Source organism: Streptomyces sp. NPDC046557 (genome assembly GCF_040645975.1).
Classification (GTDB): Bacteria; Actinomycetota; Actinomycetes; order Streptomycetales; family Streptomycetaceae; genus Streptomyces.
On record NZ_JBEYZH010000001.1, the window covers coordinates 876,332 to 891,037 of the forward strand.

The window sequence follows — 14,706 nt, forward strand, 5'->3', positions numbered from 1 at the left end:
GAAGGACGTACCGCCATGGCCGCCACCCCCGAAACGCCCGCAGCCGCCGCGCCCGCAGCCGCCGCCGCGCGCCGCAAGACCGGCCGTCACCGCGGTGAGGGTCAGTGGGCCGTCGGACACCACACTCCCCTCAACGGCAACGAGCAGTTCAAAAAGGACGACGACGGTCTCAACGTGCGGACACGCATCGAGACGATCTACGCCAAGACCGGCTTCGACTCGATCGACCCCAACGACCTGCGCGGCCGTATGCGCTGGTGGGGCCTCTACACCCAGCGCAAGCCCGGGATCGACGGCGGCAAGACCGCGATCCTGGAGCCGGAGGAGCTGGACGACAAGTACTTCATGCTGCGCGTGCGCATCGACGGCGGCCGGCTGACCACCGAGCAGCTGCGCGTCATCGGCGAGATCTCCGAGGAGTTCGCCCGCGGCACCGCCGACCTCACGGACCGGCAGAACGTGCAGTACCACTGGATCCGGATCGAGGACGTCCCGGAGATCTGGCGCCGGCTGGAGGCCGTCGGCCTCTCGACCACCGAAGCCTGCGGTGACACGCCCCGTGTCATCCTCGGCTCGCCCGTCGCCGGCATCGCCCTGGACGAGATCATCGACGGCACCCCCGCCATCGAGGAGATCCAGCGCCGGATCGTGGGCAATCCGGCCTTCTCCAACCTGCCCCGCAAGTTCAAGTCCGCGATCTCCGGCTCGCCGCTGCTCGACGTGGCGCACGAGATCAACGACATCGCCTTCGTCGGCGTGAACCACCCCGAGCACGGCCCCGGCTTCGACGTGTGGGTCGGCGGCGGCCTGTCCACCAACCCCAAGCTGGGCGTGCGCCTGGGCGCCTGGGTCTCGCTCGACGAGGTCCCGGACGTCTACGAGGGCGTCATCTCGATCTTCCGCGACTACGGCTACCGCCGGCTGCGCACCCGCGCCCGCCTGAAGTTCCTCGTCGCCGACTGGGGCGCGACCAAGTTCCGCCAGGTCCTGGAGGACGAGTACCTCAAGCGCGAGCTGACCGACGGCCCCGCGCCCGAGCAGCCCAGCGGCCAGTGGCGCGACCACGTCGGCGTGCACCGGCAGCAGGACGGCAAGTTCTACGTCGGCTTCGCCCCCCGGGTCGGTCGCGTGGACGGCGCCACCCTCACCAAGATCGCGGACGTGGCCGAGCAGCACGGCTCGGGCCGGCTGCGCACCACCGCCGAGCAGAAGATGATCGTGCTGGACATCGACGCGGACCGGGTCGACTCCGTGGTCGAGGCCCTGGAGGCGCTGGACCTGCGGGTCAAGCCGTCCTCGTTCCGCCGCGGCACGATGGCCTGCACCGGCATCGAGTTCTGCAAGCTGGCCATCGTCGAGACGAAGGCGCGCGGCGCCTCGCTGATCGACGAGCTGGAGCGCCGTCTGCCGGACTTCGCCGAGCCGATCACCATCAACATCAACGGCTGCCCGAACGCGTGCGCCCGTATCCAGGTGGCGGACATCGGTCTCAAGGGGCAGCTGGTCCTCGACGAGAACGGCGACCAGGTCGAGGGCTACCAGGTGCACCTCGGCGGCGCGCTCGGCCTGGAGGCCGGCTTCGGCCGCAAGGTCCGCGGCCTCAAGGTCACCGCCGTCGGGCTGCCGGACTACGTGGAGCGGGTCGTCACGCGCTTCCAGGAGCAGCGCGAGGACGGCGAGCGCTTCGCCGCCTGGGTCGGCCGCGCGAGCGACGAGAGCCTGTCGTGAGCGAGCGCGCCGCACCGTTCTACTGCCCCTACTGCGGCGACGAGGACCTGTTTCCCCACGAGGCGGGTCACGGCGCCTGGGAATGCAGGGCCTGCAACCGGGCCTTCCAGCTGAAGTACCTCGGGCTGCTGGCCCGCGGTGTTCAGTCCGATCGGTCCGGTCAGTCGGATCAGCCTGGAGGGGAAGAGATATGACGATGACTCAGGGGACCAGGGACTTCAAGGCGCTGGCCGAGCAGGCGGGCCGCGACCTGGAGGACGCCTCCGCGCTGGAGATCCTCACCTGGGCCGCCGAGACCTTCGGCAAGAAGTTCGCCGTCACCTCCTCGATGGAGGACGCGGTCGTCGCCCACCTGGCGTCCCGCGCCTTCCCGGGCGTGGACGTGGTCTTCCTCGACACCGGCTACCACTTCGAGGAGACCATCGGCACCCGTGACGCGGTCGAGGCCGTGATGGACGTCAACGTCATCACCCTCACCCCGCGCCAGAGCGTCGCCGAGCAGGACGCCGAGTACGGCCCCAAGCTGCACGACCGGGACCCGGACCTGTGCTGCGCGCTGCGCAAGGTCAAGCCGCTGGAGAAGGGCCTGACCGCGTACGAGGCATGGGCGACGGGCCTGCGCCGCGACGAGTCCCCGACCCGGGCGAACACCCCCGTGGTCGGCTGGGACGAGAAGCGGCGGAAGGTCAAGATCTCGCCGATCGCCCGCTGGACGCAGGACGACGTGGACGCGTACGTCGCCGAGCACGGCGTGCTCACCAACCCGCTGTTGACGGACGGCTACGCCTCCGTCGGCTGCGCCCCCTGCACCCGCCGCGTGGCGGAGGGCGAGGACGCGCGGGCCGGCCGCTGGGCCGGGCGGGCCAAGACCGAGTGCGGACTGCACGGCTGATGACGGATCTCGAAGCAGTGAACGAACCGACGGAGACGAGAACGATGAGCGTGAGCGACCAGGGCGCCACCGTGTGGCTGACCGGGCTGCCGAGCGCGGGCAAGACCACCATCGCGTACGCGCTGGCCGAGCGGCTGCGGGCCGAGGGCCACCGCGTGGAGGTGCTCGACGGCGACGAGATCCGCGAGTTCCTCTCCGCCGGGCTGGGCTTCAGCCGGGAGGACCGGCACACCAACGTGCAGCGGATCGGCTTCGTCGCCGAACTGCTCGCGAGCAACGGCGTCAAGGCGCTGGTGCCGGTGATCGCGCCGTTCGCCGACAGCCGGGAGGCCGTCGCCAAGCGGCACGCGGCCGAGGGCACCGCCTACCTGGAGGTCCACGTGGCCACCCCGGTCGAGGTCTGCTCCGAGCGCGATGTGAAGGGCCTGTACGCCAAGCAGGCGGCGGGCGAGATCTCCGGTCTGACCGGGGTCGACGACCCGTACGAGGCTCCGGACGCCCCGGACCTGCGGATCGAGTCGCACACGCAGTCCGTGCAGGAGTCGGCTTCGGCCCTGTACGCGCTGCTCACCGAGAGGGGTCTGGCATGACGACCGTCGCCCACCTGCACGACGGGACCGACGCTCCCTACGCGCTGTCCCACCTCGACGCCCTCGAATCGGAGGCCGTGCACATCTTCCGCGAGGTGGCGGGCGAGTTCGAGAAGCCGGTGATCCTGTTCTCCGGCGGCAAGGACTCCATCGTCATGCTGCACCTGGCGCTCAAGGCGTTCGCGCCCGCGCCGGTGCCCTTCGCGCTGCTGCACGTCGACACCGGTCACAACTTCCCCGAGGTGCTGGAGTACCGCGACCGCACGGTCGCGGAGCACGGCCTGCGCCTGCACGTGGCCTCCGTCCAGGAGTACATCGACGCCGGCAAGCTGCGCGAGCGCCCGGACGGCACCCGCAACCCGCTGCAGACCGTCCCGCTGACCGAGGCGATCCAGCGGCTCAAGTTCGACGCCGTCTTCGGCGGCGGCCGCCGCGACGAGGAGAAGGCCCGCGCCAAGGAGCGCGTGTTCTCCCTGCGCGACGAGTTCTCCCAGTGGGACCCGCGCCGTCAGCGCCCCGAGCTGTGGCAGCTCTACAACGGCCGCCACGCCCCGGGCGAGCACGTGCGCGTGTTCCCGCTGTCGAACTGGACCGAGCTGGACGTGTGGCAGTACATCGCCCGTGAGGGCATCGAGCTGCCTCAGATCTACTTCGCCCACGAGCGCGAGGTGTTCAAGCGGGGCGGCATGTGGCTGACGGCCGGCGAGTGGGGCGGCCCGAAGGAGGACGAGACGCCCGAGAAGCGTCTCGTCCGCTACCGCACCGTCGGTGACATGTCCTGCACGGGCGCCGTCGACTCCGACGCGACCACGCTGGACGCCGTGATCACCGAGATCGCCGCCTCCCGCCTCACCGAGCGGGGCGCGACCCGCGCCGACGACAAGATGTCCGAGGCCGCGATGGAAGACCGCAAGCGCGAAGGGTACTTCTAGACATGACCTCCACCACCGAGCAGTTCGCCGATGTATCGGCGACCACGCTGCTGCGCTTCGCGACCGCCGGTTCCGTCGACGACGGCAAGTCCACGCTGGTCGGACGGCTCCTGCACGACTCCAAGTCGGTCCTGACGGACCAGTTGGAGGCCGTCGAGGCCGTCTCCGCCCGGCGCGGGCAGGACGCTCCCGACCTCGCGCTGCTCACCGACGGCCTGCGCGCCGAGCGGGAGCAGGGCATCACCATCGACGTGGCGTACCGCTACTTCGCCACCGCCCGGCGCCGGTTCATCCTGGCCGACACCCCCGGGCACGTGCAGTACACCCGCAACATGGTCACCGGCGCGTCCACCGCCGACCTGGCCGTGGTCCTCGTCGACGCCCGCAACGGCGTCATCGAGCAGACCCGCCGGCACGCGGCCGTCGCGGCGCTGCTGCGCGTCCCGCACGTGGTTCTCGCCGTCAACAAGATGGACCTCGTCGGCTACGAGGAGGCGGTCTTCGCGAAGATCGCCGAGGAGTTCACCGCGTACGCATCGGACCTGGGCGTGCCGGAGATCACCGCGATCCCGATCTCGGCCCTGGCCGGGGACAACGTCGTGGAGCCCTCGTCGCACATGGACTGGTACGGCGGCCCGACGGTGCTTGAGCACCTGGAGACCGTGCCGGTCAGCCACGACCTGACCGCCTGCCCGGCGCGCTTCCCGGTCCAGTACGTGATCCGGCCGCAGACCGCCGAGCACCCCGACTACCGCGGCTACGCGGGCCAGATCGCCTCCGGCGTGCTGCGCGTCGGCGAGGCCGTCACCGTCCTGCCGTCGGGCCGGACCTCGGTCATCGAGGGCATCGACGCGCTCGGCGAGAGCGTCGACATCGCGTGGGCGCCGCAGTCGGTGACGCTGCGGCTGCGGGACGACATCGACATCTCGCGCGGTGACCTGATCGCCCCGTCCGCGAGCGCCCCGGCCACCACGCAGGACGTCGAGGCGACGGTGTGCCACGTCGCGGACCAGCCCCTCTCGGTGGGCGCCCGGGTGCTGCTGAAGCACACCACGCGCACCGTCAAGGCGATCGTCAAGGAGATCCCCTCGCGGTTGACCCTGGACGACCTGTCCCAGCACCCGGAGCCCGGGCAGTTGGTCGCCAACGACATCGGCCGTGTCGTCGTCCGTACCGCGGAGCCGCTGGCGCTCGACGCGTACGCCGACTCGCGCCGCACCGGTTCCTTCCTGCTGATCGACCCGGCGGACGGGACCACCCTGGCGGCCGGCATGGCGGGCCAGGCGTTCGCCGCCCACGCCGACGAGGCCGAGCCCGTCCGGACCGATGACGAAGGGTGGGACTTCTAACCCATGCTCGCCGACATCTACTCCACCTTCGCCAAGGAGGGCGGCCGCGTAGGCAGCGGCCACCTCGGCAGCGGCCAGGGAGGGGTGGCGCGATGTGCGCGATGACCGAATTGCCGTCGGCATCCCGCCCACGAGCCCACACCCCCCACCAGCCGTACCCGCCCTCGTTCCACAGACGAAGACCCGCGCCGTGACCCCACGGCGCTCCGAGAGGAAGCCCTCCCGTGCCTGCCACCGGTACCACCACCCGTAAGACCCTTCGCCGCGGCGTCGTCGCCGCCGCCGCCCTTCCGCTCCTGATCGGTGGGCTCGCCTCCTGCGGCTACGGCTCCGAGGCCAAGAAGGACGACGCGAAGACGGCCGCCGTCCCCGCCGCCGACTCCAAGAAGCTCTCCGCCTCCGAGGTCCGCATCGGGTACTTCCCGAACCTGACGCACGCCACCGCCCTGGTCGGCCTCCAGGAGGGCCTGATCGCCAAGGAGCTCGGCGGCACCGCGATCAAGCCGCAGACCTTCAACGCCGGTCCGTCCGAGATCGAGGCCCTGGGCGGCGGCTCCCTCGACATCGGCTTCATCGGCCCGTCGCCCTCGATCAACGGCTACGTGAAGTCCAAGGGCTCCAACCTGCGGATCATCTCCGGCTCCGCCTCGGGCGGCGTCAAGCTGGTCGTGAACCCGGACAAGATCAAGACCCTGGACGACCTCAAGGGCAAGAAGATCGCCACCCCGCAGAAGGGGAACACGCAGGACGTCGCGTTCCTCAACTGGATCGCCCAGAAGGGCTGGTCGGTCGACCCCGAGTCCGGCAAGGGTGACGTCTCCGTCGTCCGTACGGACAACAAGGTGACCCCGGACGCTTTCAAGCAGGGTTCGATCGACGGTGCCTGGGTGCCGGAGCCCACGGCCTCCAAGCTGGTCTCCGACGGCGGCTCCGTCCTCCTCGACGAGACCTCCTTGTGGCCCGACAAGAAGTTCGTGATCACGAACGTCATCGTGTCGCAGAAGTTCCTCAAGGAGCACGCGGACGTGGTCGAGGCCGTGCTCAAGGGCACGGTGAAGACCAACGAGTGGATCAACGCCAACCCGGAGAAGGCGAAGGCGTCCGCCAACGCGAAGCTGGCGGCGGACGGCGGCAAGCCGCTCGACGCGAAGGTCATCGACCCGGCGTGGCCGAGCATCCTCGTCACCGACGACCCGCTGGCGAGCACCCTCAAGACGGAGTCCGACTGGGCGGTCAAGGCCAAGCTCATCGAGCAGCCCGACCTGACCGGCATCTACGACCTGACGCTCCTGAACAAGGTGCTCAAGGCCGCCGGCAAGCCCGAGGTCTCCGACGCCGGCCTCGGCGTCAAGTAAGTCCGTAACCCGAATCCCCCAGGAGGTGACGACCATGGCCACCACGCTCGCCAAGGCTGCCGAGGGCGCGGTAGCGGAGCGGACGCACGCCGCGCGCATCGAGCACGTCTCGAAGTCCTTCCCCGGCCCGGCCGGATCGCAGCTCGTCCTGGACGACATCAGCCTCGATGTCGCTCCCGGCGAGTTCGTCACCCTCCTGGGGGCCTCGGGGTGTGGCAAGTCCACCCTGCTCAACCTGGTCGCCGGTCTCGACAAGCCCAGCGCGGGCAGCATCGAGACCGCCGGCCGACCCGCCCTGATGTTCCAGGAGCACGCGCTGTTCCCCTGGCTGACGGCGGGCAAGAACATCGAACTTGCCCTGCGGCTGCGCGGGGTGGCCAAGGCCGACCGCAAGCCGGAGGCGGAGCGACTGCTGGAGCTGGTCCGCCTCGGCGGGGCGTACGGCAAGCGCGTCCACGAACTGTCGGGCGGCATGCGCCAGCGCGTGGCCCTGGCCCGCGCCCTGGCCCAGGACAGCCGACTGCTGCTGATGGACGAGCCGTTCGCGGCGCTGGACGCCATCACCCGCGACGTGCTGCACGGCGAACTGACCCGGATCTGGGAAGAGACCGGCCTCTCCGTCCTGTTCGTCACGCACAACGTCCGCGAGGCCGTGCGGCTCGCCCAGCGCGTGGTCCTGTTGTCCTCGCGGCCCGGCCGGGTCGCCAAGGAATGGACCGTGGACATCCCGCAGCCGCGCCGCATCGAGGACGCGGACGTCGCGGAACTGTCCCTGGAGATCACTGAACACCTGCGTGGGGAGATCCGCCGCCATGGCCAGCACTGACACCGCCCCCAAGGCCAAGAGCGACGACCTGGCGGGCCTGGAGGCCGGCCTGGACGCGCTCGACGCGGTCCAGACCCACCGCACCCCGGTCCGTGAGGTCCTCGTCAAGAAGGTCCTGCCGCCGGTCGTGGCCGTCGGCCTGGTCCTCGTGGTCTGGCAGGTCCTCGTCTCGGCACAGGTCGCCGACCAGACCAAGCTGCCCTCGCCGTCCGCGGTGTGGGACGGCGTGACCGCCATGTGGCTCAAGGGCACCCTGCTGGACGTCATCTGGACCAGCGTCTCGCGCGGTCTGCTCGGCTTCCTGTTGGCCCTGGCGATCGGCACCCCACTCGGTCTCCTGGTCTCGCGGGTGAAGTTCGTCCGCGCCGCCATCGGCCCGATCCTGTCCGGTCTGCAGTCGCTGCCCTCGGTTGCCTGGGTGCCGCCGGCGGTGATCTGGCTCGGCCTGAACGACTCGATGATGTACGCCGTCATCCTGCTCGGAGCGGTGCCGTCCATCGCCAACGGACTGGTGTCGGGCGTGGACCAGGTACCGCCGCTGTTCCTGCGGGCCGGCCGCACGATGGGCGCCACCGGGCTCAGGGGCACCTGGCACGTGGTCCTGCCCGCGGCGCTGCCGGGCTACCTCGCCGGTCTCAAGCAGGGCTGGGCCTTCTCCTGGCGTTCGCTGATGGCCGCCGAGATCATCGCTTCTTCCCCCGATCTGGGGCTGGGTCTCGGACAGCTCCTTGAGAACGGCCGGAACAACATCGACATGCCGGGCGTGTTCCTCGCCATCTTCCTGATCCTCATCGTCGGCATCGCCATCGACCTGCTCATCTTCAGCCCGGTCGAGCGGTGGGTGCTGCGCAGCCGCGGCCTGCTGGTCAAGAGCTGAGTCCCGTGTTCCGCGCCCCCGTCCTCCTCGTCATAGCCCACGGCAGCCGTGATCCGCGGCACGCCGCGACCGTGCACGCCCTCACCCGGCGCGCCCGGGCGCAGCGGCCGGGGCTGCGCGTGGAGACGGCGTTCCTGGACTTCGACGCCCCTTCGGTGCCGCAGGTCCTCGCCCGACTCCACCGGTCGGGGGTACGGGAGGTCGTGGCGCTGCCACTGCTGCTCACCCGGGCGTTCCACGCGAAGACGGACATCCCCGCGGCGTTGGCGGAGGCCGTGACCGGTCTCCCGGGCCTCGCGGTCCGGGTCGCGGACGTCCTCGGCCCGTCGCCGCTGCTGACGGCGGCCCTCGAACGCCGGCTCCGCGAAGCCGGCCTCTCCCCGGCGGACCGCGCCGGCACCGGTGTGGTGCTCGCGGCCGCCGGTTCATCGGACCCGGAGGCGATCGCAGTGATCGCTGAAATCGCGCGGGAGTGGCGGCACACCGGTTGGTGCGCCGTGCGGCCTGCGTTCGCCTCCGCCTCACTGCCCCGTACGGAGGACGCCGTACGGGCGCTGCGCGCCGAGGGCGTACGACGCGTGGCCGTGGCCCCGTACGTCATCGCCCCCGGCCGCCTCCCGGACCGCATCGCGGTGGGCGCGCACGCGGCGGGCGCGGACCTCGTGGCCCCCGTCCTCGGCCCGGCCCCGGAACTGGCCCGCCTCCTCCTCCACCGCTACGACGCGGCCACCGCCCCCCTGGCTTCCCTCCCCTTGTCGGCCTGACCGGGCCTGGGCCGAAACGCCCGTACGCGCCCGGCGCAGCCGAAGCGTGCCGCCCGAGATCGCAGCACCCGTACGGGGCAGGGCGAACTCCCGCCCCCGGCCCGGCGATCGCGGGCACGGCGCGGAGCGCACGTAGGGGCTGCCCCGGGGCGGAGCCCCAGGCCCGGGCGGCCCGGGACCAATCCAGCCCGCCCGGCGCTCGGGGGCACGCGCGCGGAGCGGGGTCCGGGGCGCAGCCCCAGGTCCGGGCCGCCCGGCGCTCGGGGGCACGCGCGCCCAGCGCACGCACAGAGGGTCCGGGGCGCAGCCCCAACCCCAACTCACCCGGCCGCCCAGCACCAACCCAGCCCGCCCGGCGCTTGAGGGCAGGCGCACGGAGCGGGGTCCGGGGCGGAGCCCCAGGTCCGGGCCGCCCGGCGCTCGGGGGCACGCGCGCCCAGCGCACGCACAGGGGGTTCGGGGCGCAAGCCCCGACCCGAACTCACCCGGCCGCCCGGCGCCAACCCACGGGGCGGGGCCCGGGTCGAGCCCGCCCGGCGCTTGAGGCGTCGGGACCGGCGCCGGCCTACGCGCGGGCCGCCGCCTCGTCGGCCAGGGCCGTCAGGTCCTCGATCGACATCGCCCCCGGCGGCAACCCCTCCCGCGCGAAGATGTTCGCGGCCTGCCGCAGCGTGTCGTTCACCGGCGTCGCCACCCCGTGCAACCGCCCCAACAGGCTGATCTCCCCGTTGAGGTAGTCCGCCTCCACCGACCCCGTCCCCCGGGCCAGGCTCTGCCACGACGACCCGCCGCGCGCTCCCGCCGGCTGGTCGACCTTGCCGTCACGGGCCGCCGCCTGCTCGGCCTCGGTGGGGTAGTCGATCCCGGCGGCCCCGTACGCGGCCTTCGCCTCGCGGATCGCCCTGAGCAGCAGCGCCCCCTTCGCCGGAGCCGGTTCGAGACCCGTCGTCGCCTGGATAGCGTTGCCGAGGTTGCCCAGCAGCTTGGCGTACTTCCACCGCATGACGTCCTCGACGACCGGCGCGCCGAACCCCACCTTCTCCAGGTCGGCGGCGATCGCCCGGACCCGAGTGTCGGTTCCGCCCGTCGCGCGGCCCAGGTGCAGGATGCCCGTCAGCGGCGCGCACAGCGCCGAGACCACGCCCGGTTCCAGGAAGGTGGCGGGCAGCCAGACGCACACCCCGTACACCCGCGCGAAGCGCCGCAGGGCGAGCCGTTCGCTCTCCACGCCGTTCTGCAGGCACAGCACCGGCAGGCGCTGCGCCGCCGTGCCGCCGCCCGCGACCTCCGCGTCGCCCCAGGCGTCGAGTGCCGCGATCGCGTCCTGGGTCTTCACGGTGAGCAGGAGCACGTCGTCGGGTCGCAGTTCGCCGAGCTCCGTCGGGCCGGTGACCACGGGCAGCCGGTGCACCCGCTCGCCCGCGGCCGTCGTGAGCCGCAGTCCGTCCGCCGCGAGCGCCTGGGCGTGCGCGCCCCGGGCGACCAGGACGACGTCCTGGCCCGCTTCGGAGAGCCGTCCGCCGATGGTCGCGCCGATCGCCCCGGCGCCGATGATGATGTACCGCATGCCCCGAGCCTGGCACATTCCCGGCCCGCCGCCGCGGCCGGGGCGCCGGTGGGCCGCGGGTCTCAGTCCCGGGTCAACTCGACGAGCTTGACGACGGTGTTCCAGTTGCGGGTCGTCGCGTCGAGGCCCTTGAGCAGGGCCGGTCTGTGGAGCACCTCGCCGAGCTTGGAGGTGCCGAGGCCGCCCGGTGCGTAGAGGTAGACCACGCGGTCGCCGAGGCGGAACTCCTCGGGGAGGAACGCCTGGGCGTCGATGGCCGTGTAGCGCTCCGGGGAGGGCTGCGCCGACAGGAACATGACGTGGAGCTGCTTGCCCTCGAGTTCGGCGGCGGGGAACGGACAGGCTTCGGCCACGGCGCGCAGGTGCGGGCCGTCCACGACGAGGCAGGGCACGCGGAAGCCGAAGTGTGCCTCGATGGCCGCCTCCAGCTGCCGGGCGAGCGTGTCGGGGCTGCGCTCCGTGCTGAGGAACACGGCGTTGCCGCTCTGCAGGTACGTCCGGACGTCGCCGTGGCCGAGTCGCTCCATGACGGCGCGCAGCTCGGCCATCGGGACCTTCTTGTTGCCGCCGACGTTGATCCCGCGCAGGAGCGCGGCGTAGGTCGTGCGTGTGGTGGGCTGAGGGCTCATGTCCCGACGATAGGACGCCCCGCCGACAGTGCCTGCCCCACCGGCGGTGCCCGCCGTGCCGACGGTCGGGGCGCCGCCGAAGATCAGGGCAGTTCCGCAGATCATGGCAGTTCGGCCTCGATGAGGTCGGCGGCCTGTCGCGCGCCGCCCTCGGCGGCCATCCCGGCGCGGACCGCCTCGGCCCGGGCGGCCACTTCCGGGTCGGCGACCAGGGCGAGCACGGCGTCCCGCAGGGTGCGGGCGTCGGCCTCCGCCATGGGGACGTGCCGGGCGATGCCCAGTTCCCGGAGCATGTCGGCGTTGGCGAACTGGTCGGCGGCCTGCGGGACGGCGACCATCGGGGTGGCCGTCGCCATGCCTTCCCGGCTGCCGCCGGCGCCCGCGTGGGTGATGAACGCGTCGGCTTGGCGCAGGATGTCCCGCTGCGGAACCCAGCGGTGGACCTCGACATTGGCCGGGATCCGACCGAGTTCGGCCTCGTCGGTGAATCTGCCGATCTGCAGGACCACGTGCCAGTCGGGCAGGTCCGCGAAGGCGTCCATGCAGGCGCGGTAGAAGGCGGGCAGTTTGGTGAAGGTGGAACCCATCGAGACCAGGACCACCTTCTTGCCCTCCGCGGTGGCCGGGCGCCGCCAGGCCCCCGGGCCGGCGCCGTCGTCGGCCTCGCAGGCGCCGACGAAGGTGTGGACGGACCCGTCGACGCGGTCGGCGTACGGCTGGAGGGCCCTGGGGATCAGCACGATGCTGCGGCGGGGCCGGCCAACCACCCGGTCGGGGTCGTCGACCATGCCGTTCTCGTCGAGCCAGGACCTGAAGCGCGCGTCGTAGGCACGGCCGCGCTCGGTGGCCCGCAATTGCGCCTTCATGGGCACGGCCACCTCCTCGTCGTAGCCGTCCCAGGCGACGAGGTTCGGGGACAGGGAGATGTCGGGGACGCCCCAGCGGTGGGCGAGGACGACCGCCGGGTAGGCGGTGATGTCGTGGATGACGAGGTCCGGCTCGTCGCCTTCGAAGGCGGCTGCCAACTGGGGCAGTGCGTGGATGGCGTCGTCGAGGAAGGTTTCGAGGTGGTCGATGAGCTCGGTGCCCCATGCCTCGGGTTCGTCGTCGGTGGGGAGGGTGGAGTGCCAGACGACCGGGGTGGCCCCGGTTTCGGCGATCTTGTCCGCGAAGGAGGCGGGGACGGCGTAGCTGACGCGGTGACCGCGGGCGACGAGTTCCCTGATCACTTCGATGCTCGGGTTCACGTGGCCGTGGGCCGCGATGGAGAACATGGCGATGTGCGAGGACTTGGCTGTGGTCATGCACACCAGCCTAACGAGACGATACGTCTCGTGCAATCGACTTCGCTTCAGCCCGTGACAGGGGTCGACCTGAGCAGGGGGGACGGATGGCAGACTGGCCGCGAAGTGGTGGCGGGGACGACACGGACAGGGACGGGCGACGGCAGCATGGACGAGGCGCGGGCCAGGGACGTACTGACGACGGCCGGTGTCACCGGCCCGGCCGAGCTGCTGGCCTTCGGCGAGAACGCCGTGTTCGCGGTCGGTGACCTGGTGGCGAAGGTGGGCCGCGAGGCGACGCTGCTGGAGCGCGCCGAACGGGAGGTGGCGGTCGCGGACTGGCTCGCCGCCCAGGAGGTTCCCGCGGTGCGGGCGGCCGAGCCGCGCGCCCGACTGGTGGACGGGCACCCCGTCACGGTGTGGCACCGCCTCCCGGACGCCGTCCGCCCGGCGGACCCGCGCGACCTGGCCCTCCTCCTGCGGCGGATCCACGCCCTGCCCGCCCCGCCGTTCGCGATGCCGGCACGGGACCTGCTGGGCGGGGTCGAACGCTGGCTCCGGCTCGCCGGTGACGCCATCGACCCGGCGGACGCGGCGTACCTACGGGCCCGGCGCGACGCCTACGCCGGCCAGGTGGCCGGGCTGACCCCCCACCTGCCGCCCGGGCCGATCCACGGCGACGCCTTGCCCCGCAACGTGCACGTCGGGCCGCGGGGACCGGTCCTGGTGGACCTGGAGACCGTATCGGCCGACCTGCGCGAGCACGACCTGGTGGTGATGGCCCTCTCGCGCGACCGGTACGGGCTGCCCGCCGAGGCGTACGAGGAGTTCGTGACGGCGTACGGATGGGACGTGCGCGAGTGGCCCGGCTGCGCCGTGCTGCGCGGCGCGCGCGAGACGGCGAGCTGCGCGTGGGTCGCGCAGCACACCCCTGTGAACCCGGCCGCCCTCGCGGAGTTCGGTCGCCGCGTGGCCTCCCTGCGCGACGGCGACACCGAGGTCCGCTGGCACCCCTTCTGAGCGTCGCGGGCACATCCGGACGTAACCCGTACCCATCCGGTACGTGTCCCGCACCCGTCCCGGCCCCCGTCGGCACCACGGGCGGCGCGCCGGCCCACCGGCGCCACCCCCCGGCCCGGCAGCGGCCGTCAGGCCCCGGCCGGGGCCGGTATGTGCGACCGCAGGGGCCACGCCGTGTCGATGACGGCGTCCGGGCTGCCCTGACCCCGCAGGTACGCCTGGAAGTCGCGGGCCCACCGCGCGTGCCAGGCGCCCTGACGGTCATGCAGGTCCGCCGGACTGAGCGCGGCCACCTCCGGATGCCGGGTCGCTATCGCCCGGGCGACCTGAACCGCCGCCAGCGCGTCCGCCCCCGCGTCGTGCGCGGCGTCGAGGACGACCCCGTACACCCCGCACACCGCCTCCAGGGTCCGCTTCCCGCGCCGGTAGCGGTCCACGGCCCGGTCGATGGTCAGCGGGTCCACCACCGGCCCCGTCCGCGCCCCGCCCAACCGGTCCGCGAGCGACGGCAGCCCGTGCCGGGCCAACTCCGCGGTCAGCAGCGTCAGATCGAAGGCGGCGTTGTAGGCGACGACCACCGCGCCGCGCAGCCAATGGCCGGTCAGGACGGCCGCCACCTCGTCGGCGACCTGCCGCACCGGCCGGCCCTCCGCCACGGCCCGCGCCGTGCTGATCCCGTGGATCGCCGCGGCCTGCGCCGGGATCGGTATCCCCGGGTCCGCGAGCCAGGCGCGCCGCTCGCGCACCTCACCGCCCTGCACCTCGACCACCGCGGCCGTCACGATCCGGGACTCGCCCGGCTCCGTGCCGGTCGTCTCCAGATCGAACCCGACCAGTGCTCCCCCGTGCCACGCCACCACGGCGTCCCTCCCCCGTACCCACATCCGGTCAACG

General features: G+C 72.4%; 15 protein-coding genes. 11 read left to right on the plus strand and 4 right to left on the minus strand.

Annotated features, from left to right (window positions below; genetic code table 11):
* Positions 1–15 precede the first annotated feature (15 nt).
* From ABZ934_RS04160 to ABZ934_RS04205, 10 genes are all read left to right on the plus strand, one after another.
* A complete protein-coding gene (locus ABZ934_RS04160) occupies positions 16–1,728 on the plus strand; it encodes a nitrite/sulfite reductase (protein ID WP_361308250.1) in 1,713 nt (570 codons plus the stop codon).
* Positions 1,725–1,922, plus strand: coding sequence for a hypothetical protein (locus ABZ934_RS04165; protein ID WP_361308252.1), 198 nt, complete (start codon positions 1,725–1,727; stop codon positions 1,920–1,922). Before ABZ934_RS04160 ends, ABZ934_RS04165 begins: the two co-directional genes overlap by 4 nt.
* Entirely contained in the window at positions 1,919–2,620 is a 702-nt protein-coding gene (locus ABZ934_RS04170; protein WP_361308254.1) for a phosphoadenylyl-sulfate reductase, read from the plus strand. The genes ABZ934_RS04165 and ABZ934_RS04170 overlap by 4 nt, the downstream gene beginning before the upstream one ends.
* A gap of 44 nt (positions 2,621–2,664) precedes the next feature.
* Entirely contained in the window at positions 2,665–3,210 is a 546-nt protein-coding gene (gene cysC, locus ABZ934_RS04175) for an adenylyl-sulfate kinase (protein ID WP_361308256.1), read from the plus strand.
* The gene (cysD, locus tag ABZ934_RS04180) at positions 3,207–4,142 is read left to right on the plus strand and encodes a sulfate adenylyltransferase subunit CysD (protein WP_361308258.1); all 936 of its coding nucleotides are present in this window, start codon (positions 3,207–3,209) and stop codon (positions 4,140–4,142) included. The genes cysC and cysD overlap by 4 nt, the downstream gene beginning before the upstream one ends.
* Positions 4,143–4,144: 2 nt before the next feature.
* Positions 4,145–5,491 carry a GTP-binding protein gene (locus ABZ934_RS04185; RefSeq protein WP_361308260.1) on the plus strand — a complete coding sequence of 449 codons (1,347 nt, stop codon included), beginning with the start codon at positions 4,145–4,147 and terminating at the stop codon, positions 5,489–5,491.
* Between the two features lie 224 nt (positions 5,492–5,715).
* Entirely contained in the window at positions 5,716–6,846 is a 1,131-nt protein-coding gene (locus ABZ934_RS04190; RefSeq protein ID WP_361308262.1) for an aliphatic sulfonate ABC transporter substrate-binding protein, read from the plus strand.
* 34 nt (positions 6,847–6,880) lie between these two features.
* Complete coding sequence (locus tag ABZ934_RS04195) at positions 6,881–7,672, plus strand: ABC transporter ATP-binding protein (RefSeq protein WP_361308264.1); 792 nt, start codon at positions 6,881–6,883, stop codon at positions 7,670–7,672.
* Complete coding sequence (locus ABZ934_RS04200) at positions 7,659–8,549, plus strand: ABC transporter permease (RefSeq protein WP_361308266.1); 891 nt, start codon at positions 7,659–7,661, stop codon at positions 8,547–8,549. Before ABZ934_RS04195 ends, ABZ934_RS04200 begins: the two co-directional genes overlap by 14 nt.
* A 5-nt stretch (positions 8,550–8,554) precedes the next feature.
* Positions 8,555–9,313 carry a sirohydrochlorin chelatase gene (locus tag ABZ934_RS04205; protein WP_361308268.1) on the plus strand — a complete coding sequence of 253 codons (759 nt, stop codon included), beginning with the start codon at positions 8,555–8,557 and terminating at the stop codon, positions 9,311–9,313.
* 565 nt (positions 9,314–9,878) lie between these two features.
* Here the strand turns inward: ABZ934_RS04205 and ABZ934_RS04210 are convergent.
* From ABZ934_RS04210 to mgt, 3 genes are all read right to left on the minus strand, one after another.
* Positions 9,879–10,880 carry a 2-dehydropantoate 2-reductase N-terminal domain-containing protein gene (locus ABZ934_RS04210; RefSeq protein WP_361308270.1) on the minus strand — a complete coding sequence of 334 codons (1,002 nt, stop codon included), beginning with the start codon at positions 10,878–10,880 and terminating at the stop codon, positions 9,879–9,881.
* 62 nt (positions 10,881–10,942) lie between these two features.
* On the minus strand, positions 10,943–11,509 hold the full coding sequence (locus ABZ934_RS04215; RefSeq protein WP_361308272.1) for a DUF1697 domain-containing protein: 567 nt from the start codon (positions 11,507–11,509) through the stop codon (positions 10,943–10,945).
* A 101-nt stretch (positions 11,510–11,610) separates the two neighbouring features.
* Entirely contained in the window at positions 11,611–12,864 is a 1,254-nt protein-coding gene (mgt, locus tag ABZ934_RS04220) for a macrolide-inactivating glycosyltransferase (protein WP_361308727.1), read from the minus strand.
* A 96-nt stretch (positions 12,865–12,960) separates the two neighbouring features.
* On the opposite strand from mgt, the gene ABZ934_RS04225 reads away from it, so the two are divergent.
* Positions 12,961–13,812, plus strand: a complete 852-nt coding sequence (locus tag ABZ934_RS04225; RefSeq protein WP_361308274.1) for an aminoglycoside phosphotransferase family protein — start codon at positions 12,961–12,963, stop codon at positions 13,810–13,812.
* A gap of 128 nt (positions 13,813–13,940) precedes the next feature.
* On the opposite strand, the gene ABZ934_RS04230 is transcribed toward ABZ934_RS04225, so the two are convergent.
* Complete coding sequence (locus ABZ934_RS04230) at positions 13,941–14,669, minus strand: exonuclease domain-containing protein (RefSeq protein ID WP_361308729.1); 729 nt, start codon at positions 14,667–14,669, stop codon at positions 13,941–13,943.
* Between the last annotated feature and the right edge of the window lie 37 nt (positions 14,670–14,706).

What these genes read in the sequence shown, in the direction of transcription:
- ABZ934_RS04225 (WP_361308274.1), top strand. Translation starts at nt 12,961, where the DNA reads ATGGACGAGGCGCGGGCCAGGGACGTACTGACGACGGCCGGTGTCACC.
- ABZ934_RS04160 (WP_361308250.1), top strand. Translation starts at nt 16, where the DNA reads ATGGCCGCCACCCCCGAAACGCCCGCAGCCGCCGCGCCCGCAGCCGCC.
- ABZ934_RS04215 (WP_361308272.1), bottom strand. Translation starts at nt 11,509, where the DNA reads ATGAGCCCTCAGCCCACCACACGCACGACCTACGCCGCGCTCCTGCGC.
- ABZ934_RS04200 (WP_361308266.1), top strand. Translation starts at nt 7,659, where the DNA reads ATGGCCAGCACTGACACCGCCCCCAAGGCCAAGAGCGACGACCTGGCG.
- cysD (WP_361308258.1), top strand. Translation starts at nt 3,207, where the DNA reads ATGACGACCGTCGCCCACCTGCACGACGGGACCGACGCTCCCTACGCG.
- ABZ934_RS04210 (WP_361308270.1), bottom strand. Translation starts at nt 10,880, where the DNA reads ATGCGGTACATCATCATCGGCGCCGGGGCGATCGGCGCGACCATCGGC.
- ABZ934_RS04195 (WP_361308264.1), top strand. Translation starts at nt 6,881, where the DNA reads ATGGCCACCACGCTCGCCAAGGCTGCCGAGGGCGCGGTAGCGGAGCGG.
- ABZ934_RS04185 (WP_361308260.1), top strand. Translation starts at nt 4,145, where the DNA reads ATGACCTCCACCACCGAGCAGTTCGCCGATGTATCGGCGACCACGCTG.
- ABZ934_RS04170 (WP_361308254.1), top strand. Translation starts at nt 1,919, where the DNA reads ATGACGATGACTCAGGGGACCAGGGACTTCAAGGCGCTGGCCGAGCAG.
- cysC (WP_361308256.1), top strand. Translation starts at nt 2,665, where the DNA reads ATGAGCGTGAGCGACCAGGGCGCCACCGTGTGGCTGACCGGGCTGCCG.